Source organism: Limnochorda sp. L945t, assembly GCF_035593305.1.
In the GTDB taxonomy this organism is placed as follows: domain Bacteria; phylum Bacillota; class Limnochordia; order Limnochordales; family Geochordaceae; genus Carboxydichorda; species Carboxydichorda subterranea.
The window spans coordinates 613,627-635,529 of record NZ_CP141615.1 but is presented as its reverse complement, the minus strand read 5'-3'; the positions used below and the strand labels follow the sequence as shown (position 1 = coordinate 635,529).

16 protein-coding genes and 1 tRNA gene are annotated in these 21,903 nt (G+C 70.8%); 7 read left to right on the top strand and 10 right to left on the bottom strand.

Annotated elements, in window-relative coordinates; genetic code table 11:
- Positions 1-91: 91 nt before the first annotated feature.
- Positions 92-1,927 (top strand): molybdopterin-guanine dinucleotide biosynthesis protein B, encoded by a 1,836-nt coding sequence (gene mobB, locus U7230_RS02910; protein ID WP_324717249.1) that lies wholly within the window; start codon positions 92-94, stop codon positions 1,925-1,927.
- A gap of 41 nt (positions 1,928-1,968) precedes the next feature.
- On the opposite strand, the gene U7230_RS02905 is transcribed toward mobB, so the two are convergent.
- The 7 genes from U7230_RS02905 to selA form a co-directional block, all read right to left on the bottom strand.
- Positions 1,969-2,229 carry a hypothetical protein gene (locus U7230_RS02905; RefSeq protein WP_324717248.1) on the bottom strand — a complete coding sequence of 87 codons (261 nt, stop codon included), beginning with the start codon at positions 2,227-2,229 and terminating at the stop codon, positions 1,969-1,971.
- 146 nt (positions 2,230-2,375) lie between these two features.
- Complete coding sequence (locus U7230_RS02900; RefSeq protein WP_324717247.1) at positions 2,376-3,665, bottom strand: GumC family protein; 1,290 nt, start codon at positions 3,663-3,665, stop codon at positions 2,376-2,378.
- Between the two features lie 47 nt (positions 3,666-3,712).
- On the bottom strand, positions 3,713-4,600 hold the full coding sequence (gene fdhD, locus U7230_RS02895) for a formate dehydrogenase accessory sulfurtransferase FdhD (protein WP_324717246.1): 888 nt from the start codon (positions 4,598-4,600) through the stop codon (positions 3,713-3,715).
- A 120-nt stretch (positions 4,601-4,720) separates the two neighbouring features.
- Positions 4,721-6,298 (bottom strand): polysaccharide deacetylase family protein, encoded by a 1,578-nt coding sequence (locus U7230_RS02890; RefSeq protein ID WP_324717245.1) that lies wholly within the window; start codon positions 6,296-6,298, stop codon positions 4,721-4,723.
- An 86-nt stretch (positions 6,299-6,384) separates the two neighbouring features.
- The gene (selD, locus tag U7230_RS02885; protein WP_324717244.1) at positions 6,385-7,380 is read right to left on the bottom strand and encodes a selenide, water dikinase SelD; all 996 of its coding nucleotides are present in this window, start codon (positions 7,378-7,380) and stop codon (positions 6,385-6,387) included.
- A 113-nt stretch (positions 7,381-7,493) separates the two neighbouring features.
- Positions 7,494-9,431 (bottom strand): selenocysteine-specific translation elongation factor, encoded by a 1,938-nt coding sequence (gene selB, locus U7230_RS02880; protein ID WP_324717243.1) that lies wholly within the window; start codon positions 9,429-9,431, stop codon positions 7,494-7,496.
- A complete protein-coding gene (gene selA, locus U7230_RS02875; RefSeq protein WP_324717242.1) occupies positions 9,419-10,837 on the bottom strand; it encodes an L-seryl-tRNA(Sec) selenium transferase in 1,419 nt (472 codons plus the stop codon). The genes selB and selA overlap by 13 nt, the downstream gene beginning before the upstream one ends.
- 125 nt (positions 10,838-10,962) lie before the next feature.
- On the opposite strand from selA, the gene U7230_RS02870 reads away from it, so the two are divergent.
- Positions 10,963-11,063: transfer RNA gene (locus U7230_RS02870), tRNA-Sec, on the top strand.
- An 8-nt stretch (positions 11,064-11,071) separates the two neighbouring features.
- Here U7230_RS02870 and U7230_RS02865 read toward each other — a convergent pair.
- Genes U7230_RS02865 through fdhF form a run of 3 tightly spaced genes read right to left on the bottom strand, consistent with a single transcriptional unit; the run spans position 11,072 to position 15,808 of the window.
- On the bottom strand, positions 11,072-11,959 hold the full coding sequence (locus tag U7230_RS02865; protein ID WP_324717241.1) for a 2Fe-2S iron-sulfur cluster-binding protein: 888 nt from the start codon (positions 11,957-11,959) through the stop codon (positions 11,072-11,074).
- A gap of 7 nt (positions 11,960-11,966) precedes the next feature.
- Positions 11,967-13,913 (bottom strand): NAD(P)H-dependent oxidoreductase subunit E, encoded by a 1,947-nt coding sequence (locus U7230_RS02860; protein ID WP_324717240.1) that lies wholly within the window; start codon positions 13,911-13,913, stop codon positions 11,967-11,969.
- On the bottom strand, positions 13,910-15,808 hold the full coding sequence (gene fdhF / locus U7230_RS02855; protein ID WP_324718170.1) for a formate dehydrogenase subunit alpha: 1,899 nt from the start codon (positions 15,806-15,808) through the stop codon (positions 13,910-13,912). Before fdhF ends, U7230_RS02860 begins: the two co-directional genes overlap by 4 nt.
- Positions 15,809-16,030: 222 nt before the next feature.
- On the opposite strand from fdhF, the gene U7230_RS02850 reads away from it, so the two are divergent.
- The 5 genes from U7230_RS02850 (at position 16,031) to U7230_RS02830 (ending at position 21,083) form a co-directional block, all read left to right on the top strand.
- Positions 16,031-17,146: a histidine kinase gene (locus U7230_RS02850; RefSeq protein ID WP_324717239.1), complete on the top strand. Its 1,116-nt coding sequence runs from the start codon at positions 16,031-16,033 to the stop codon at positions 17,144-17,146.
- A 22-nt stretch (positions 17,147-17,168) separates the two neighbouring features.
- Entirely contained in the window at positions 17,169-17,891 is a 723-nt protein-coding gene (locus tag U7230_RS02845; protein WP_324717238.1) for a LytR/AlgR family response regulator transcription factor, read from the top strand.
- A gap of 122 nt (positions 17,892-18,013) precedes the next feature.
- A complete protein-coding gene (locus tag U7230_RS02840; protein WP_324717237.1) occupies positions 18,014-19,474 on the top strand; it encodes a ribulose-bisphosphate carboxylase large subunit in 1,461 nt (486 codons plus the stop codon).
- A gap of 2 nt (positions 19,475-19,476) precedes the next feature.
- Positions 19,477-19,785 carry a ribulose bisphosphate carboxylase small subunit gene (locus U7230_RS02835; protein WP_324717236.1) on the top strand — a complete coding sequence of 103 codons (309 nt, stop codon included), beginning with the start codon at positions 19,477-19,479 and terminating at the stop codon, positions 19,783-19,785.
- Positions 19,786-20,054: 269 nt separating this feature from the next.
- Positions 20,055-21,083, top strand: a complete 1,029-nt coding sequence (locus tag U7230_RS02830; protein ID WP_324717235.1) for a phosphoribulokinase — start codon at positions 20,055-20,057, stop codon at positions 21,081-21,083.
- Positions 21,084-21,903 lie beyond the last annotated feature (820 nt).

Sequence of the window (21,903 nt, the reverse complement as noted above, 5' to 3'; positions counted from 1 at the left end):
GAAGCCCTGATTGAAAGCTAACCTAACTGTTAGCTTCACTCATTGTATGCAGGAGATGCGCCCGGATCAAGCTCCGGGGTATCATACCGGTATGGGTCACCAGCTCACGGGACTTCCTCATGCGCCGGTCAGGGTCGAGGAGGCCGAAAGCCTCGTCCTCTCCCTCGCCCGGCCGGCGGGCGCCGAGCGCGTGCCGGTCGCCGGCGCTCTCGGCAGGCGCCTGGCCGCGCCGGTCGTGGCGCCGTTCGACGTGTGGCCCTTCATGCGGGCGGCCATGGATGGTTACGCGCTGCGTGCCCGGGACCTCGCAGGAGCGTCGCCCGCCGCGCCGGCGCAGCTGCGGGTGGTCGGCGAGGCGTTCGCAGGGAGCGGGCGAGCGGGGCTCGCGGTCGGGCCGGGTGAGGCGGTTCGCGTCATGACGGGCGCCGTCATGCCCGAAGGAGCCGACGCCGTGGCGCCGCTCGAGACGGTGGAAGAGGCCGGGGCGAGCGCCGGCCGCGGCTCCGGCGCCATGATCCGGGTCGCCAGGGAGTTGGAGCCGGGCGCCAACGTCTTCCCGAAGGGCGAGGACGCGGCCGCCGGGGAGGTGGTGCTGCGGGCCGGCCACCGGATCGGGCCCTCTTCTCTGGGGCTGCTGGCGGCGCTGGGCATCGCCGAGGTCGAGGTCGTGCGCCGGCCCCGGGTCGCCGTGCTGGCCGTCGGCGACGAGCTCCTCGAGCGGGGAGCAGGAGCCCCGCCGCCAGGCCGCGTGTACGACGCCAATACCCCTGCGCTCGTGGCCGCTCTGGAGGAGCTGGGAGCCTTGTCCCGCCCTCTCGGGGTCGTGCGCGACGACCCGGACGCCCTCGAGGAGGCCATCCGGACGGGCCTCTCGTTCGACATGCTGGTCATCACCGGCGGGGCGTCGGTCGGCGACCGGGACTTCACCGTGGCGACGCTGGCGCGGGCAGGCGCACAGGTACGCTTCACCCGGCTCTTGCTCAAGCCGGGCAAGGCGGCCACCTTTGCCCACACCGACCGTTGCCTGGCCTTTGCGCTGCCGGGCAACCCCGGAGCGGCCATGACCGCCTTCTGGTTGCTTGTGGCGCCGGCGGTCCGCGCGATGGCCGGGGCGCCGCCCGAGGAGATCATGCCCGGCCGGGTGCCGGCCCGGCTCATGCAACCGGTGCGGGTCCGTCCGGGCCGTCCTCACTACCTGTGGGGGAGAATGGCGTCGTGCCGGGGCGTTCGGGCCGTCTGGCCGGCCGGCCCGTCCGGTACCGCGGTGATCCGCAGCCAGGCGCTCGCCAACGCGCTCATCGCGCTCCCCGCGGAGGTCGCGCAGGCGCCCGCGGGGAGCGTCGTGGAGGTGCTCCCGCTGCCCGGCGAGGTGCCGGCCTTCGACTGGCTGCCGGTCCCGACGCTCTCCGTGGTAGGGCCGCACGATTCCGGCAAGACCACCCTGATCGAGGCGCTGTTGCCCGAGCTTGCCCGCCGGGGCATCCGGGCCGGCGCGCTCAAGCACGACGTGCACGGGTTCGTGATGGACTACGAGGGCAAGGACACCTGGCGGCTGGGGCGGGCGGGCGCGGAGCGCGTGGGGATCGCCGGCCCGGGGCGGTCCGCCGTCTTGTGGCACCGGGAGGCGTACGCCTTCGATGCCATGGTGGCGTTGCTCGGCGAAGGCCTGCAGCTCGTCCTCACGGAAGGCTACAAGTCGGCCCGCATGCCCAAGATCGAGGTCGTGCCAGAAGGCGGCTCGCTGCTCTCCCCCGCCGCCGAGCTCCTGGCGGTGGTGAGCCGGCAGCAGCCCCCGCCGCAGCCGGAGTGGCTGACCTTTGCCGACCTCGGCGCCGTGGCCGAGCGCGTCGAGCGGTGGCTCGAGCGGTGGTACCGCGAGAAGGCTGAAGCCGTGCTCGGGCATGACAGGGAGGCCGCTCGCCCGTAGCCGCCGGCGCGTGCGCCCGGCAAGATGGGGCCGCGCCGGCCTCAGGAGACGATATAGTAGTACGCTTCCAGTTCGTCGTCCGGCACGGTCTCGAGGCGTGCCCCGAGGCGACGGCGGGTCCCTTCGTCGACGGCCCCGCCGGGCTCGGCGCCCAGCGCCCGCCGGCACACGGCCAGGCTGGCGAACGACTCCGGGTGCTCGCGCACGTACTCCATCACCCGGCGGATGACCTCCTCTCGGGCATGAGGCGGGGAAGGGTCATCATGCTCCCAGGAGGCGCGGGGCTCGTGCGGCTCGTCCATCGTGCTTCACTCCGGGGCTAATATGGGAAGCGGCAGGCCTGCCCTATGCGGGCAGGAGACCGCAGCCCTCCGGGAGTCTCCGGATCGCCTGTGGGGATGGACCCGCCTTGCCCAGCGCCGTCCTTTCCCGGTGGCCCGCCCCGCCCTCACTGCCCCACAGAGGGAACGCCACGGGCGGCGCCGGGTGCGGCCGCCGGCGCCGGCTCCCGGAGCCAGTCCACCACGAACACCCCGAAGACGCTGGCCATCAGTCCGAGGAAGGCGGCCACGACCGTGTTGAGCAGCACCCGCGGCCGGGAGGGCGCCGCCGGAGGCACCGCGGGACGCACCACGGTCAGGGCGGAGTCGCCCGTGCGGCCTGCCAACACCGATTGCTGCAGCTGGTATTGTTGCGAGGCCGTCTCGTAGCTACGCCGCGCGCTCTCGACCTGCCACTCGAGTTCGCGCTGCTGGGCTTGCAGGGCCACCAGCTCGCCGGTGAGCTTCTTCACGTCGTCGGAGAGACGTGCGAGGGCTTCTTTCACCTGATCCCTCTCGGTACTCAGCTGGACCACTGACGCTTCGCGGATGCTGACCTCGCTCGCCAGCGTCACGTGCACCGGGTTGAGTTGCTCGTCCTGAAGGTTGACGAGGGGCTCTGCTCGCTGCAAATCGAGCGAGCGGGCGGCCTGCGCCAACGCCGCGCCTTCCGGGGAAAGCACCCTGTCCAGTTTGATCACGGCGGGTTGAGCCGCCAGTTGTTTGCGCAGCTCTTCCAACCCGGCGCGCTGGGTCGCCAACGATATCTCCAGATCGGACAGGCGCGTCTGGTACTGGGCGATCAGTTGTAGCTTGGAATCGCGCTCGCTTTGCAGCTCCTGGACCGCCGCGCCCCGCTCACTGAAAGCCTGGAGCCGGGCAACCGCTTCGTCCATCGCCTGCTTCGCATGATCCCGCTGCTCGGCCAGTTGCTGCAAGGTGGACTGGACGCTCGCCCGGTTGACCCGCACGACCTCGTCTCTCAAGAGGGACGCGGCGTAGTTGGCGACGCGTGCGGCACTCAACGCGTCGGGGCCCTCTGCCTTGAGCTCCAACAGGTTGCTTTGCGCCACGACCCGGGCCTCCAGGGAGAAGCCCACGAGATTGGCCCGGTTTTCCCGGACCATTCCCTCTCGGACGAGAGCCTGGAACGGGTCGGAGGCGACGATCTCCTTGTAGCCGGCCGGCGTCAGCGCGACGACCTGGACAGCCGGCGCATTCTCGGGGGAAGCCTGCGTCTCCTGCGGTTGGACCACCAGCAAAACGGAAGCCTCGTAGACCCTTGGCAGGAGCAACCGGCTGACCAGGAATGCGAGCAGGGCGGCCCCGAGGGTCACTGCGGCGATCACGTAGCGGCCCCGCCAGATCCGCTCGACGTAGAGCCGCAGATCGATCTCGTCGTCGATGGCGTTTTGCACCCGGGAAGCCCCCGAATCGCGTACCAGGATGTCGCGGATTGTCGGGGCTACCCGTTCGGTGCGGCGACTTCCCGTTCCTGCATGGCCGGGTGCGCGCCGGCACGCATGCACAGCCGCTCGGCCCCGGCGTACACGTTGAAGCGCTCGCCCCTGGCAAAGCCGATGAGGGTCAAGCCCCACTCTCGTGCGGCCTCGCAGGCAAGGCTCGTGGGCGCCGAGACGGAGACCACCGCGGGAATGCCTGCCATCGCCGCCTTCTGGACGATCTCGAAGCCCGCCCGGCCGCTCACCACCAGGATGTGCTGGGAAAGCGGCAACCCGCCGGAGAGGAAGGCCGAGCCCACGACCTTGTCGACCGCGTTGTGGCGCCCGACGTCCTCCCGCACCGCGACCAGGTGGCCGGATGCGTCAAAGAGCCCCGCAGCATGCAGCCCCCCGGTCCGGTCGAACAGGCGCTGGGCCCGCCGGAGCTCGCCGGGCAACTGCCCAATGACCCGTGGATCGAGCCGGGGCACTCGAGGGCGAGCCCGGTAAGCCGGCTGGAGGCGCACGCTCTCGATGGAGGACTTTCCGCACAGCCCACAGCTCGAACTGACGCGAAAGTCCCTGCTGCCCGCGGCGAGCCGCTCGCAGACGCCGGCATCCTGCACCCACACGTTGACGATGTTGTACCGCTGGGCGCCGTCGACCGTGGGATCGGCGCAGTAGGTGAGGCGCCAGACCTGGTGCAGCCCGTCCAGGATGCCCTCCGTGAAGAGAAAGCCCGCCGCGAGGTCGAAGTCGTGCCCCGGCGTCCGCATGGTGACGGCCACCCGGGCAAAGCGAGCGCCTTCGCCCCATCGCAGCCGAATCTCCAGGGGCTCTTCGGCGACCAGGGTGTCCATCGCCCACGCCAGGGCCTCCCCCTCGACCCGGCCCACCCGCCAGCGAGCCACGGGGCCTCGCCCTGCCCCCACCCGGACCGCCTCCCTGCACCGACGGGACGTGCGCTCGGGAACCGCTTTCTATACCGGCAGTATAAACGATGTCAAGGCGCTATGCATGGGGCCACCCCGTCACCGCCATGCACGGACCGTCACCCATCGGTATCCCTGAGCCCGCAACCCGTCCACGATCCGCTCGATCTCGACCGGCGCGCTTCGCCTTCGCCCGTCTACCGCCACGATGGCACCCTGCCGGGCTTGTCCCACCACCCGGCGCACGGCCTGGTCGAGGGGTAGATCTGTCCGGATCCGGGCAGTCCACAGCACCGTGGTGAAGGCAGCGGCCCTGGCCGCCTGGACCACCCGCGAGTTCCAGCGTGCCGGTAGGGGCCGGAAGAGGTGCGGTACGCGGCCCGTCATCGCCCGCACCACCATGCGGGAATTGACGAGCTCGTTGTAGATGCCGGCGTCGCTCAGGGTCGTGAGGTCCCGCTCTTCGTACGGGTGGACCCCGATGAGGTGGCCCTCCTGTGCGATGGCCGCCACCAGGGAGGGGTAACGTTCGGCGCGACTCCCGACCACGAAGAAGACGGCCCGCACCCCGAGCCTGTCCAGTACGTCCAGGATGGCGGGCGTGGTCTTCGGGTCGGGCGCCCCGTCCACGGTCAGGACGAGCTCGCGCCGGCGCGGCTCTCCCTGCACCTGCACCACCGGGTGGCCGCCTTGCTCGCGGAGGTGTGTCTCGGGCGGGCGCGCGTAGGCCCGTCGCCGCCCGGGTGTCGCCGTGGAGCGGCGTGCCGGGGAGCTCAGGTCCACCGGGCGGGAAAGGGCCAGGGCGAAGTCGGCGAGGCGGTAGCTCCCCAGGACGCGGATGCGATGCAGGGCGAAGCAGTCGCGGGCCGGCTTGGACTCGACGCCCTGGATGGTGGAAACCGCCGCCACGTACCCGGCCCGCTCGACCATGGCACGCAGGGTGGGGTCGAGCTCTCCGTACGGGTAAGAGAAGAGCCGCACGGGCCGCCGGATGCGGGTCTCGAGGAGCTCGCGCGACCGATGGATCTCGTACCAGGCCTGGTCGAGCCGGATCCTCGCGAGATGCGGGTGGGTCAGGGTGTGGGAGCCGACCTCCACCAGGCCGCTGGCCACCATGCGCTGCAACTCCCGATCGCCGAGAAGCGGCTTGCGCGGGTAGCCCCGGGCCCTCTCCCACCGGTTGGCGGACAGGCCGGCCACCACGAAGATGGTGGCCGGCGCGTACCGGGCCCGCAGGATCGGCCAGGCGTAGCGGAAGAGCTCCTCGTAGCCGTCGTCGAAGGTGATCGCGACCGTCCGGGGCATGAGGGGCTCCTCCCCGCAGAGCTGCCGGACCAGACGCCCGAGCGGCACCAGGCGGTATCCATGGCGCTGCAGGTAGCGGATCTGGGCATCCAGCATGCGGGGCTCGACCCGCAGCCCGGTTGCGCCGCCCGCCGAGGCGGGCGCCACCCGGTGATACATGAGGATGAGCGCAGGCCCCCGTGCCCTGGCACGTGGCGCCGGGGGGCCGGTCACAGGGAGGGGAAGGACGAGCGGCGTCCTCACGGGCTGGCCCGAAGCCTCTGCCGGGCAAACGCCCAAGAGGAACGCCACGAAGCACCACAGCACCGCCCACAGCACCGCCCACCGACGCGCCCCGGGCCACGGGCGGCGAGCCGGCTTCACGCAGCCCATCGAAAGACCGCCCCCGCCTTCGCCGGTTGACCGGCCGGCGAGGATCAGTCTCTCCCGCGCCCGCCTATCGAGGCACGACCTCCCGCTCAGGGGAGCACGTGCACCTGGCCCGGGTGCTCGGCCACCACCTCGCCCACGATACCGGGTGCGGGGGCACCCCGTCGCTTGACCCGCTCCACCAGTTCCTCGGCCCGCTGGCGCGGAACCGCCATGAGGAGGCCACCCGACGTCATCGCGTCGCAGGCCAGGGTCCGGTCGACCTCGTCCAGCACCTCGTCGAAAGTCGCCCGGCCCTCGAGCGCCCACATCTGGTTGTGGCGGCTGCCTCCCGGGACGTACTTGCCCGTGGCGGCCAGCTCCCTCGCCCGGGGCAACAGCGGCACCTTGCCCCAGTACAGGCGGACGCCCACCCGGCTCGATCGGGCCAGCTCGAGCGAGTGGCCCACCAGTCCAAAGCCGGTCACGTCGGTGACCGCCCGCACCCCGGTCGCCCGCATCTCGTCCGCGTAGTCGTTGAGCGCCAGCATCACCCTGGACATCTCCCGGGCATCGCCCTCATCGACCACGCCGGCCTTGAGCGCCGTCGATACGATGCCGCCGCCCACCGGCTTGGTGAGCACCAGGAGGTCGCCGGGACGGGCCCCGTCGCGCCGGATGAGGCGCGCCGGATCGACCACGCCGGTCACCGCCAGGCCGAACTTGACCTCCCGGTCCTCCACCGTGTGCCCGCCGAGCAGGTGCGCGCCGGCCTCGTGGAGCTTGTCGATGGCTCCCTGGAGGATCCGCCCCAGCACCGAAGGCTCTGCCTTGCCCGTGGGAAAGCCGGCGATGCCGAGCGCGGCCACCGGGCGAGCGCCCATGAGGAGCACGTCGCTCATGGCGTTGGCCGCTGCGATGGCGCCGAAGGTCTCCGGGTCGTCGACGATGGGCGTGATGAAGTCGACGCTCTGCACGAGCGCGAGCCCATCCCCGACCACGAAGACGCCTGCGTCCTCGGCCTCCTCGAGCCCCGAGAGCACTTCAGGCCCTCGCTCCGGCAACTTCAAGCCGGCCAGCATGCTGAACAGGTCCGCCGGACCCATCTTGCATGCTCAACCCGCCTTCGAGCTCAACGACGTGAGCCGAAAGCGCTCCTCCCGATGGTCGGGTTGCTCCGCCATGGCCGCCCACCCTCCTTTCCGCCCCGGGCATGCCCTCACTCCACGATTTGCCGCCGGTCCCCCGCTCTCCTGGTGAACCCTATCCGGTCGAGGTATTCGAGCAGCGGGATGACGAAGCGCCGGGTCGAACCCAGCGCGTCCCGCACCGCGGCCGGCTCGACCAGCCCACCGGAGCGCCGGGCGACGGCCCGGACGTGCTCCATCAGTTGCCGTATCCGGGCGGCGGTGAAGACCAGATCCTGGTGCACCCGCACCAGTTCGCCCTGGGCTACGAGGAGCAGGATGAGCTGCAGCGAGAAGCCTTGGTCACGGGTGAGCTCGTCGAGGGTAGGCGGCGTGAAGCCTCGCCGCTCCAGCAGTTCCAGCAGACGGTGGCGCTCCTTTTCGTCTTCGGGCGAAAGCCTGGGCTGGAAAGACGGCAGCCGGACGGTGGGGTTGTCCCACACCACCGCGCCCTGGCGCACCAGGGTTTCGAGCACGACGTCGAAGAACCTGGGCTCCAGGGCCAGCGTGGAGAGCAGGGTCTGGCGGGGCAGCCCCGGCGAAAGAGGGTTCGCCCGATGATAGGCGCCCAGCGTGCGATGTACGGCGCCCGTCACGCGCTCCCACATCGCCGGGGTGAGGTAAAAGGGGCCCCGGGCCACGAGCCGTCCCGAGCCCGACAGCCGGGCCAGCGCCTCGTCGACGGGCGTCTGGGCGAGGTGGAGACGGCGGGCCAATTCCCCGGCGGTCAGAGGCCCGTACGTAGCCGCCAGGGCTTCGACCGCGCCGTCCACGTCTCCCGAGGCAAGCGCCTGCATGGCCCCCGGGTCGGCCGGCGGCCGGGAGGCGCCGTGGAGGGTCCGGCAGGATGCCCGTGAGGGGGACGCCACCTGGCGCACCAGCCTGCGGCCCCGCAGAGGATCGGCCGAAGGGTCGGCGACCACGCCCCCCGCGGCCGTCACCTGCCGGCCCGGATCCCGCAAGATCAAGCGGTCCCTCCAGCGCAGGGGAAGCGGGTGGGCCAGCAAGAGCTGGGCGAGCCCCGTCTCCGCCGGTCCCAGCTCCCCCGCGTCGCCCAGCAGCCGTACCCGGGCCATGACCTCGGCCGAACCGGCGAAGCAGGCAAGCCGCATCCCCGTCCGGACGGCGCCGGCATGGCGGGCCACCCGCAACTCCACGACCGGCGTCTTGCTCAAGGCCTCGTCTTCGGGGTGCACGACGGCCTGGCCCCGGCTGAGCTGTTCGTAGGAGACCCCCAGGAGGTTGACGGCCACCCGGGCGCCCGGGGCGGCTGCCGACAGCGGCCGGTTGTGGCTCTGCAGGCCCCGGATGCGCCCGCGCAGGCCTCCCGGCTGGATCCCCACCTCCTGCCCGGGCACGAGGCTGCCGCCGGCCAGCGTCCCGGTGACCACCACGCCGGTGCCTCTCATCTTGATGACCCGATCGATCCACAGCCGCGGCCACCCACGGTCTTCGGCGGACGCCAGCTCCTGAAGCCTGCGGTCGAGCAGCGCCCGGAGCTCCTCGAGGCCCCGGCCGGCAGGGGCAGAGACGGCCAGCGCCGGTACGCCGTGGAAGTGGTGCTCCTCGAGGTGTCGCCGGACCTCCTGTGCCACCATCTCGGTCCACTCGGCGTCGACCAGGTCGGCCTTGGTGAAGACCACCACCGCCAGGGGGATCTGGAGCAGGCGGAGGATCTCGGCGTGCTCCTCGGTCTGGGGCATCCAGCCCTCGGTAAGGTCGACCACCAGCATCGCCGCGTCGATGCCCCCCAGGCCCGCCAGCATGTTGTGGATGAACCGCTGGTGGCCCGGGACGTCCACGATCCCCACCTGGCGCCCCGACGGCAACACCAGGGAGGCGAACCCCAGGTCGATGGTCATGCCCCGGGCCTTCTCCTCGGGCAGCCGGTCGGGGTCGGTGCCGGTCAGCGCCCGGATGAGGGTGCTCTTGCCGTGATCCACGTGTCCCGCCGTCGCTAGGACCGGCACGCTCGCACCGCCCGCGCGGCCGCCTCGGCGACCGCCTCGTCCTGCTCCGGCCATACCGTGCGCAGATCGAGCACCAGCCGCTCCCGCTCGATCCTCCCCACCACCGGGGGCCTGCCCAGGCGCAGCGCCCGGGCCAGGCACTCGGCAAGACCCTCGTCGCCCGCCGCAGCGATCTCGACCCCTGCCGACGGGAGCGCCGCCCCGGGAAGGGATCCGCCCCCCACCTCCGCCTCCATCGCGACGGCCCGCACCGTTACCGCCTGCTCCAGCTCTCCCGCCAGGCGCTGCCGGATGGCCTCGGCCAGGCGGTGCGCCCGCTCCAGGAGCTGGTCCTGCGCGCGGTGGAGCATCTCCCAGACCGGCACGTCCGTCACCCGGCCCTCCAGGTAGAGGTCGAGGACGGCGGCCAGCGCGGCCAGGGTGAGCTTCCCGACCCGCACGGCTCTGAAGAGCGGGTGGCGCCGGGCCATTTGCACCACGTCTCGCCGCCCTGCCACGATGCCCGCCTGCGGCCCTCCCAGGAGCTTGTCGCCGCTGAACATGACCGCATCCGCCCCGGCTTCCACCATCTCCCGGGCGGTCGGCTCGTGCGAACCGGCCCCCCACGCCTCGCTCGGCACCATGGCCCCCGAACCCAGGTCGACCAGGAGCAACAGCCCCCGCCGGTGGGCCATCTCGGCGAGCGTGCGGGCCTCTACCGACTCCGTGAAGCCCACGATGCGGTAGTTGCTCGGGTGAGCCTTGAGGATGGCGCCGGTCTGGGGGCCTATGGCCTTTTCATAGTCATCGGGCCGGGTGCGGTTGGTGGTGCCCACCTCTTTGAGCACACAACCGCTGTGGGCGATGATCTCGGGGATGCGAAAGGAGTCGCCGATCTCGACGAGCTCGCCCCGGGAGACGATGACCTCCCGCCCCCGGGCGACCGCGGCGAGCACCAGGAGCACCGCGGCCGCATTGTTGTTGACCACGAGCCCGGCCTCTGCGCCGGTGAGCGCCTGCAACAGGGGCTCGATACGAGTGTCGCGCCGTCCTCGCCGGCCGGAGAGGATGTCCCACTCCAGGTTGGAGTAACCCTGGGCCACCTCCGCGATGGCCCGGACGGCTGCCTGCGGCAACGGGGCGCGGCCCAGGTTGGTGTGGATCACCACGCCGGTCGCGTTGATGACCGGTTGCAGGCGGCGCGCCGCCAGCTCCTCGGCCCTGCGCCGCACCTCCGCCTGCACCAGGCCTTCCACCGGCTCACCGGCCCCGCCGTCCTCCAGGCGCTCCCGCACGGCGTCGATGGCCTCCCGGACCACCCGCACCGCCAGGGGCCTCGGCAACCGGCTCGTCGTTTCCCGGACGGCAGCCTGGTGCAAGGCCTCGTCGACCGACGGCAGCGCCCTGCGCGCATCCTCCGCCTCCACGGCCCGGCCTCCCCACCCCGCGCCGCCCGGCACCGTCGTGAGGGCGGCGGGCCGGTGCGCGCGGGGTAGGTACGCCTTCGTAAAGCGTTTGCTAACTCCTCCTGATATCCGCTAAGCTGATGCGCGGAGGGACATGGGCTCCTGGTGGGCCCCGAGGGCTTCAAACCCTTCGGGAGGGGCGCGTGTCGCGTCTCTCGGTGGGTTCGATTCCCACGTCCTTCCGCCACCGGCTGCTCACGCCGTGCGCCGGGCATCGGTCTGCGCCTTCGGAAGGGCCTCCGGAGCAGTTTGCAGCCCCGCGTGCACGTACTGCCACCCGAAGCGCCCCTTGATGCACAGGTAGCCGCGGGTGGTCGGGTCGTCCACCGGGGCGGTGACCTTCACGATGCGGTTGTCCTGGACGGTGAGCTGTAGCTGGCAGCCCACCCCGCAATAGGGGCAGACCGTGGTGACGGTACGCTGGCGGGACTCGTCCCACGCCCCGTCTCGCCGCATCTCCCACTGGGTGCGAAAGGTCAGGGCCTCCGTCGGGCAGACGGCGACGCAGTTGCCGCAAAAGACGCAGGCCGAGTCCGGCAGGGGCAGGTCGAATCCCGGGTCGATCCGCGCCTCGTAGCCGCGGCCCGCCACGGCGATGGCAAAGGTGTTTTGCACCTGCTCTCCGCAGGCTTTGACGCAGCGATAGCAGAGGATACAGCGGTCCGGTTCTCGGACGTAGAGCTCGTTGTCCAGCTTGGGGCCGCGGGCCGGCAGCGGCTTTTCGTGCTGCAGCGAAGCCCATCGCCCAGGGTCGGCGCCGAGCTCGGAGGCGAGGCGCCCGATCTCCGGGGCGAGGCGCGTGTCGGCCGAGCTCTCGAGGAGCTCCACGACCATCCGGCGGTTGGCCCGCACCCGCTCTGTATCGGTGCGGACGACCATCCCCTCCTCCACCCGCCGCTGGCACGCCGGGACCAGCGTCCGTGCCCCCTCCACTTCCACTACGCAGACCCGGCACGCCCCGATGGGCTCCAGGGTCTCGTGGTAGCAAACGGTGGGGATGGGGACGCCCACCGAGCGGGCCGCCTCCAGGATGGTACTGCCGGGTGGGCCCTCTACCGGGTGGCCGTCGATGGTCAGGCGCAAGGCTCCCTCACCTCCGCACGAGGCTGGCCAGCGCGTTGGGGGCAAGCTGCCCGAGCCCGCAGATCGAGCTGTCCCGCATCACCCGGGCCAGGTCGTCGAAGAGGGCCCGCAGGGCACCGTCCACCCGGCCGCCCTGCCGGCGGATGGCCCGGACCAGTTCCCACTGGCGGCGGGTGCCCACCCGGCAGGGTACGCACTGGCCGCACGACTCTTCTTTGAAGAAGCGGGCGATGCGCTCGGCCACCTCCCACAGATCGGCCGTCTCGTCCAGCACCACCAGAGCTCCCGAGCCTACGGTGCCGCCGATGGCCTGCAGGGTCTCGAAGGCCAGGGGCGTGTCGAGCTCCTCGGGGAAAAGGAACGTGCCGGCCGCGCCTCCGCACAGGACGGCCTGGATGCGCCGGCCTCCGGGCGCACCGCCGGCCAGCTCCTCCAGGATGGCCCGGATGGGGGTGCCGAAGGGCACCTCGTACAGCCCCGGCACCGCCACGTCCCCGCTCACCGAGACCAGCTTGGTGCCGGCCGAGCGGGCCGTGCCGAGCGCGCCGTACCACTTCCCGCCCCGCAGCAGGATGGGCACGACGGAGGCCAGTGTCTCCACGTTGTGGATGACGGTGGGCCGGCCGAAGAGCCCCCGCTGGGTCGGGAAGGGCGGCCGTGCCCTCGGCTCCCCGCGCAGGCCTTCGATGGAGTTGAAGAGAGCCGTCTCTTCCCCGCACACGTAGGCTCCGGCTCCCCTGCGCACCTCCACGTCGAAGCTCCAGTCGGCTCCCAGCAGGTGGTGCCCGAGGTACCCTCGTGCCCTCGCCTCCTCGACGGCCCGCCGTATGGAGCGGTACGCATCGGGGTACTCGCCGCGCACATAGATCCAGCCCCGTTCGGCCCCCGTGGCAAAGGCGGCGATGGTCATGCCCTCGAGCACGGCGAACGGGTCGAGCTCGAGCAGCACCCGATCCTTGAACGTGCCGGGTTCGCTTTCGTCCGCGTTGCAGACCACGTACCGGGGCCCCGGCTCCCGGGCCACGGCCGCCCACTTACGGGAGGACGGGAAGGCAGCGCCGCCTCGCCCCAGGAGGCGGGCCCTTTCGACCTCGGCCATGGCCCCCCCGGGACCCAGCTCACGGGCGCGTCGTAACGCCTGATACCCGCCCCGGGCGAGATACGCGTCGAGGGTGGTCGCACCGCCCGAGAGCACCCGCTCGAGCAGCAGGGGCGTGGCCTCTCCCATGCAGCCGGCGCGCGGGCCGGGGACGCCGGGCGAGCCACCGGCGAGCAGCGGCGCCTCGGCGGCCGCACCGTCCGGCTCACCTCTTGCGCCTTCCGGATGCCCGGCCGCCTCCAGGTCTCGCAGGCCTGCCTCCAGCCCCTCCGGGGTCAACTCCCCCCACACCTCGTCGCCGGCCAGCGCGGCAGGCGCCCGGTCACACTGGCCCAGGCACGGCGAAAAAGCCCACCCGACGGAAGCGGCGGCGCCCGGCGAGGCCCCGTCGCCGTGCGCGCCGGACAGGCGGGCCGAGCCCGGCAGGCCGCGAAGCCCCCCATGCTCCGGACCGTGCAGCGGCGGGCCCAGGCGCTCGCGCAAGCGGGCGGCCAGCCGGTCCGCCCCCCGGCGCATGCACGCCACGTCGTCGCACAGGTGGACGATGTGCCGCGGGCCAGGCTCGGTGCGAAGCAGCGCGTAAAAGGCAGCAACGCCGTAGGCGTCCGCAAGCGGCACGCCGAGCTCCCGGCACACCGCCGCCAGGGCCGGATACGAGACCCACCCCCTGGCGCGCTGGAGCGCCTGCAGCGCCGGCAGCAGCAAATCGCGGCGGCCCCTGCGGCTCTCCGGAGCCACCTCGCGCCACACCTCCTGGAGCGCCACGGCCTCATCCGGCTCCGGGTCGGGCATCCGCTCCAGCCGGGAGAGGTCTACTCCTCTCCCCGGCGCCGGCGCGACCGGGCCCTGGCTCACGCCCCCACCTCCTCCCGCACGGGCTCGATGCAGACCGCCGTCGCCTTGAACTCCGCGGTCCCCGCCTTCGGGTCCGTGGCGTCGATGGTCAAGCGGTTGGTAGCCACCTGTTCGGGCGAGTGCAACGTCAGGAAGACGAGGCCGGGCTGCACCACCCGGCTCAGCGCCGCCCGCACGTTCACCTCGCCCCTGCGGGAACAGACCCGCACCCACTGCCCGTCGCTCACGCCGAGGCGGGCCGCGTCGTCGGGATGGATCAACAGCCGCTCCTCATGGCCCCACGGAACGGCATACCGGGCCGTCTGCACGCCTGTATTGAACTGTTCGAGCCTCCGCCCCGTGGTGAGCAGGAACGGGTAGCCGGCGTCGGGTCGTTCGACCGGCGGCGCCCACTCGACCGGCATGAACCGCGCCCGGGGCCCCTCGACCGGGCGTTTCCAGAGGCGAGCGTGCAGGAACGTCTCCCCCGGGTGGTCTTCCGAGGGACACGGCCACTGCAGGCCGTTCATCGCCTCCAGCCGCCGGTAGCTCATGCCGCGGTGGATGGGCGAGAGGCTGCGCAGTTCGTTCCAGACATCCTCGGCGCCGGCGTAGTGCCAGTCGAAGCCCATCCGCCGGGCCACCATCTGCAGGATCTCGATGTCGTCGCGGGCCTCGCCGGGAGGATCGAGCGCCTTTCGCACCCGCCGGACGCGGCGTTCGCTCGAGGTGACGGTCCCTTCCGTCTCGCACCATCCGACCGCCGCCGGCAGCACCACGTCGGCCAGCTCCCCGGTGGCCGTCAGGAAGATGTCCTGCACGACGAGAAAGTCCAGCTCTTCGAACAGCCGCCTCACCCGCTCGCCGTTGGCCTCGGAGCGCACCGGGTTTTCGCCGACCACGTACATGGCCCGGATGACCCCTTTTTCCATGGCCTCCAGCATGGCCGTCTGGTGCAGCCCGGGCTCCGGCGGGATGGTGCAGCCCCACGCCTGCTCGAAGCGCTGCCGCACGGCGGGATCCGTGAGATCCTGAAACCCCGGCAGGCGGTTGGGCAGGGCGCCCATGTCGCCTCCGCCCTGCACGTTGTTCTGGCCGCGTAAGGGGTTGAGGCCGGAGCCGTAGCGCCCGACGTGGCCGGTGAGAAGCGCCAGGTCGATGAGGGCGAAGACGTTGTCGGTGGCGTTGTGGTGCTCGGTGATGCCGAGCGTCCAGGCGATCATCGCCCGCGGCGCGGTGGCGTAGGCGATGGCCGTCTCCCGGATGAGCGCCGCCGGCACGCCCGTGATCGCCTCCGCCCGCTCCAGGGTGTACGGCTCGACCGAGCGGCGGTACGCCTCGAAGCCGTCGGTCGCCGCCTCGATGAACTCGCGGTGGGCCAGGTCCTCTTCGATGATGACCCGGCCCATGGCGTTGGCCAGCGCGACGTCGGCGCCCACCCGGACGGGCAGCCACCGGTGGGCGTACGCGACGCTGGCCGTCCTCCTCGGGTCGATGACGAACAGGCGCGTTCCCCGGCGCACCCCTTGGAGCATGTGCAAGAACATGACCGGGTGCGTCTCCCGGGCATTGGAACCCCAGAGGAGCAGGACGTCCGTATCCTCCATCTCGCGGTACGAGTTGGTACCGCCTCCAGCTCCGAAGACGGTCGCCAGACCGGCGACGCTCGGAGCGTGTCAGGTGCGGTTACAGCTGTCGACGTTGTTGGAACCCATCACCTGGCGGGTGAACTTCCCTGCCAGGTAATTGAGCTCGTTGGTCGCCTTGGACGAACTGAAAAAGCCGAACGCCTCCCCGCCGTAACGTTGCCGCACGCGGGAAAGGGCGCCGGCCACCACCTCGATCGCCTCGTCCCATCCGGCCCGCACCAGGTGCCCGTTGCGCCGCACGAGCGGGGCGAGCAACCGCTGTCCCATGGGGAAGACCGCTCCTGCTGCCGTCGCCACCGTCGACCGCCTCCCATCCGGCGGAGAAAGAAAGGGAGACATCGTCATCACTACTCTGAGCATTATACGGTTTCCGGGCGAGAGGACCTGCCCCTGGACCGTCCGTGGGCGGCAACTTTTGCGGCTTGCCATTGTGCCCACGATTGCTATACGCTCCCTGGAAAACCCACCGGGCGGGGGTACGAGCCGGGCGTGGGCCGGTCCCAGACCGACGCGCTGGAGCTTCTGCTGCAGGCGCTGCCGCTGCTCAGGGGTGGCCTGACCCCCCAGTCGGCGGCCAAGGCGGCGCGACTCCTGCGCAACCGCCTGCACGTGGATGCGGCGGCCGTGGTCGACACGGAGGCCGTGCTCGCCTTCGAGGGCGCCGGCGCCGACCATCACCGCGCCGGCGATCCCATCGGCACCAGGCTCACCCGCCGGGCCCTCGCGACCGGCAGGCCGGCTCTGGCCGCCACCCGCGAGGCCATCGGATGCAGCGTCCCTTCCTGCCCGCTGGGGTCGGCCCTGGTGCTCCCTTTGCGCGTACAGGGACGGGTGGTGGGCGCCGTCAAGCTTTACCAGGCGCGCCCCCGCCGCATGGGGCAGAGCAAGGTGCGGGCCGCCCGCGCCGTGGCCCGCCTCTTCAGCGTCTACCTGGAGCTGGCCGAGCTCGATGCCCGGGCCGCCCGGGTGACCCAGGCCGAGCTCGAAGCCCTGCGTGCCCAGATCTCGCCCCATTTCCTGTTCAACACCCTCAATACCATCGCGGCCCTCATCCGCGTGGACCCGCAGCGGGCCCACACTCTGGTCATCCGCTTCGCGGAGTTCTTCCGGGAGACCCTGGCCCAGCACGGCGAGGTCGCGACCCTCGAGGACGAAGTGCTGTACGTGCAGCAGTACCTGGCGTTCGAGGAGGCGCGCCTCGGCCAGCGGCTCACGGTGGAGTGGGACATGGACCCCCAGGCCAGGCGGGCCGTCCTGCCCGTCCTGGTCATCCAGCCGCTGGTCGAAAACGCCATCATCCACGGGATCGAGCCGTGCCCCCGCCCCGGACGGGTACGGATCGTCGCGTTCTCGGAGCGGGGCGGCTATCGCATCCGGGTGGAGGACAACGGGGCCGGCATCCCCGCCGACCGGCTCCCCTATATCCTGGAGCGGGGTTACGGCACGGGCCTCGGGATGGGGCTCAGCAACGTGGACGCGAGGCTCAAGAGCTTCTTCGGGCCCGGAAGCGGGCTGCGCATCCACAGCCTGGTGGGCGAGGGCACCACCGTAGAGTTTTGGATCCCGTCGACCCCGGCCAGGCCGCAGGCCCTGGCCCGCACGTAGACGCAAGGGGGTGTGGTCGTCCGTGGGTTTGTCCGCCCTCATCGTGGACGACGAGCAACCGGCCCGGCTGGAGCTGGCCCATCTCCTGCAGCAGGTGACGCCCGTCGACACCCTGGACGAGGCCGGCACCATGGTGGACGCGCTGGCCCGGCTGCAGGAGAAGCGTTACGACCTCGTCTTCCTCGACATCCGGATGCCGGGCGTCTCGGGGCTGGAGGCGATGCAGGTCATCAACCGTCTGCCCGATCCTCCGCCGGTCATCTTCGTCACGGCCTACGACGAGCACGCCCTGGCTGCCTTCGAGGTCGGCGCCAGGGATTACCTGCTCAAGCCCGTCTCCGAGGCGCGCCTGCGGCTCACGCTGGGGCGGTTGCTGGACCGCCGCCGGGAAAACGGCCTCGCCCGGGTGGCCCACGACCGGCTCCCCGTCGAACAGGAAGGGCACACGCGTCTCGTGCGGGTGGCGGACATCCGGTTCATCCACGTGCGGGGACACACGGTCTACGTCCGCACCTTCGACGCCGAGTGGGCCAGCCGCGCCTCCCTCGCCGAACTGGCCGACCGGCTGGCGCCGCAGGGTTTCGTGCGGGTGCACCGGGCCTACCTCGTCAACCCCGAACACGTCCTCGAAGTCCACCCTTTCTTCGCGGGCACCTACATCCTGCGCATGGACGACCGGGGCAACAGCGAGGTGCCGGTGAGCCGTTCGTCGGCCCGGCTGGTCCGGGAGATCTTCGGGCTGTAGCCGCGCATCCCCGATCGCCGACCGTTCGGGACGGGGTCTTTACCGTTCGGGACAGCATGGTGGAAGCCCGGCGGTCGACCCGCTACGCTGGGAGACGACGACGGCGGGAGGCGACCGAGGAGATGGGAGAGACCAACGGGCAGGTAAGCCGTCTGTTCGACGCCGGGGTCAAGGATTACAGCGACGCGACCCGCTACTACTATGATCCGGATTACGTCCCGGCCGAGACGGACGTGCTGTGCGCCTTTCGGGTGACGCCGCAGCCGGGCGTGTCGTTCGAAGAGGCCGCGGCATCGGTCGCGGCGGAGTCCTCGTCCGGGACGTGGACGACGGTCTGGACCGATCACCTCACCGATTTGAGCCGCTATTCGGCCCGCTGTTACCGTATCGAGCCGGTGCCGGGGCGGGACGACCAGTTCATCGCCTCCATCGCCTATCCCATGGACCTCTTCGAGGAGGGGTCCGTGGTCAACATGATGTCCTCCATCGTCGGCAACGTCTTCGGGTTCAAGGCCATCCGGGCGCTACGCCTGGAGGATGTCCGGGTGCCGGTCGCGTACCTCAAGACGTTCCAGGGACCTCCCCACGGCATCGTGGTGGAGCGAGACCGCCTCAACAAGTACGGGCGGCCGCTGCTCGGCGGGACCATCAAGCCCAAGCTGGGCCTCTCCGCCAAGAACTACGGGCGAGCCGTCTATGAGTCGCTGCGCGGAGGTCTCGATTTCACCAAGGACGACGAAAACGTCAACTCCCAACCGTTCATGCGGTGGAGGGACCGTTTCCTCTTCGTCATGGAAGCGGTCCACAAGGCCGAATCCGAGACCGGTGAGCGCAAGGGCCACTACCTCAACGTCACGGCGCCCACGTTCGAACAGATGATCGAGCGGGCGGAGACGGCCCGGGAGCTCGGGTCGCGGATCATCATGGTCGACTTCCTCACCGCCGGCTTCGCGGCCCATACGTCCCTCTCCCACTGGTGCCGCAAACACGGCGTGCTCCTCCACTGCCACCGGGCGATGCACGCCGTGATCGACCGCCAGCGCGACCACGGCATCCACTGGCGGGTACTGGCCAAGTGGGCCCGGATGGCGGGGTGCGACCACCTCCACAACGGCACCGTGGTCGGCAAGCTCGAGGGCGACCGGCAGTCGACGCTCGGGGTCAACGATTTGCTGCGGCTCGACGACGTGCCGCAAGACCGGTCGAGGGGCATCTACTTCGACCAGCCGTGGGCGTCGCTCGCCCCGGTCATGCCTGTTGCGTCCGGTGGCATCCACGTCTGGCACATGCCGGAGCTCGTCCACCTCTTCGGGGATGACGCGGTGCTCCAGTTCGGCGGGGGCACCCTTGGCCACCCGTGGGGGAGCGCTGCCGGCGCCACCGCCAACCGCGTCGCGCTGGAAGCGGTGGTGCAGGCCCGCAACGCCGGCCGCGACCTGCTCCGAGAAGGGCCGGCCATCTTGAAGCAAGCGGCTCGCCGCTCCCCGGAGCTGCAGCTCGCGCTCGAAACGTGGCAGGAAGTGCGGTTCGACTACGACGTGGTCGACCGGCTCGACCCCGTCCACAGCGGGACGGAGGGGTAAGCATGGCGCTTCGCACGGAGATGTTCTCGTACCTTCCGCCGATGCCGCCCGAAGAGGTGCGCCAGCAAGTCGAGTACCTCATTCGAAGAGGGTACGTGCCGGGCATTGAATTCACGCAGAGGCTCGACTCGCACGACGACTTCTGGAGCTTTTGGAAGCTGCCCTTCTTCCGGGGTGCGACCGTCGACGGTGTCCTCGCCGAACTCGAAGCATGCAAGACCGCCCATCCCGGCGCCACCATCCGGCTCACGGGCTACGATGCCCGGCGCCAGTGCCAGGTGCTGAGTTTCGTGGTCCATCGCCCGGCGTAGCGCCGGGGTCTCGCACCTTTGTGACTCGTGCCTCTCCAGGCCCCCCGATGGGCCCCTGGGACAGCTGCATCGCCTGCCCCCCCAGGCGGTGCAGCGCGTTTGGGGAGAGATCGGAGGCGTCGCGCCAGCCACCGGGGCGCCGGAGCCGGGGTGACCATCCGGCGCCGGGATGACCGGTGACGCCTGCTTTTCGACCGTTCAGGACAAAACGTTTGAATGCACCGTGGGGGCCCGATAGGTTGGTGTTCAAAAGGAGGAGGTTCATCCCCATGGCAGACACCGTCCAGCGCCCCATCCTCCTGGGCATAGGAGGCGACAGCGGCAGCGGCAAGACGACCATCGCCCGCGGCCTGTACCGGCTGTTCGGCGCCGGCAACATCCTGAGCATCTGCCTCGACGACTATCACAGCCTCGATCGTAGAGCCCGCCAGCAAGCCGGAGTGACGGCCCTCAACCCGGTCGCCAACCGGATCGACCTCATGGAAGAGCAGCTATGGGCCCTCAAGGACGGCCGGAGCGTGCTCAAACCCGTCTACGATCATGCGACGGGGACGTTCGGCCCTCCGGAACAGATCCACCCGAAGCCCTGGATCGTCGTGCGGGGTCTGTTTCCTTTCTTCACGGAGCGGCTGCGGGAGGCGTTCGACGTCCGGGTCTGGCTCGACCCCGACGAAGAGCTCAAATACCACTGGAAAGTGCAGCGGGACGTCGCGCAGCGGGGCTATAGCGTCGCCCAGGTGATCCGCCAGGTGGTGGAGCGCCAGGACGACCTGCGCCGCTACATCTTACCCCAGGCCCGCTACGCGGACATGGTCGTGCGCTTCTACCCCCCGCCCGGGTACTTCGGCAAGGCCGGCGCAGGCGGCCCGGCCGGCAACGGCCACGGCGCCGAGACGCCGCCCGACCTCCACGTGCGGCTGACGTTGCGACGCAGCGCCCCAGCCCCCGGAGTCGCCGAAGCCATTGCGAGAGCGGCTGCGCTCGACCAGGAGCGTCACGGTACGCGCAGGGGTGCCGGCGGTGTACGGATACAGCGCGGCGCCGAGGGTGGGGAAACCTTGGTCGAGGTGGATGCCGGCCTGGATGGACACGTGGCGGCGCCGCTGGTACGAGACCTGGCATCCATGTTGCCCATCGACCCCCGGGCGACGGAGGAGATGGGGGTCTTCCTCGCGGGCGGGCGCGACCCGAAGCACAGCCATTCGCTCCTGATCACCCAGCTCGCCATCGCCTGGCAGATGGTCGCAGCTCACGAATCCACCCGTTCCCTGGTCACGGAGAGAGCCTCGCCGGCGTGAGCCGGCGGGCTCCCGGGCCCGGGGGACAGTCTCGATGTCGAGCTCCTCTCCGCTCTTGGCGTGACGACGGATCTTCCACGAAGGGCGCCTTCCCTGGGCCCGCTCGGCCCCATGTCTGCCCCTTTCGCGGCCTACTCAGGCTTGGCGTGACAACACCTCGACATAGACGCGCGACCACGGAGACGTCACCAGGGATCGACCCACTCTCCAGAAAACCGCGCCGTGTCATGACTCCAAACCGAGCCGGGCTGGTGGTCCACGTACTGCAGCGCCTCTGACGTTACGGGCCGAACTGCGCACAGCGTCTTATGCATAATGAATGGCAGGACCATCCTTACCAACCGCCGAACACCTTTATCGGTCAGGGCCTTCTGGTTGGAGTCGCCCTATGGGATGGCCACGCGATGTGCGATGTCATCTGCAAAGGGGGTATCCCATGACGCTGTCTGCTCGGCCTCGGTGGATTTCGACTCGCCTGCTCTCCCTGTTCCTTGCGCTGGCGTATGTGGCTGTCGCCGGTCTCCCCGGTCTGGCGGTCCCGGCGGCTCCTATGCCCCGGACGCTGACCAACCCGGACGGTACGACCATCCGGGCCAGGCAGTGGGGAGACGAGTGGTATCACGGCTGGGAAACGGTGGACGGCTATACGATCGTTAAGGATGCTCAAGGATTTTGGCGTTACGCCGTACCAGATCCGGTACGGGGCCTTCGCCCCGAGGGGCCCAAGGCGAACGGCGCCCCTCCGGCAGGTCTGCCGCGCCACGTACGGCCCCCCTCAGACTTCCTGCAGCGGATCCGGGAAATGCGGGCAAGCCGGGAC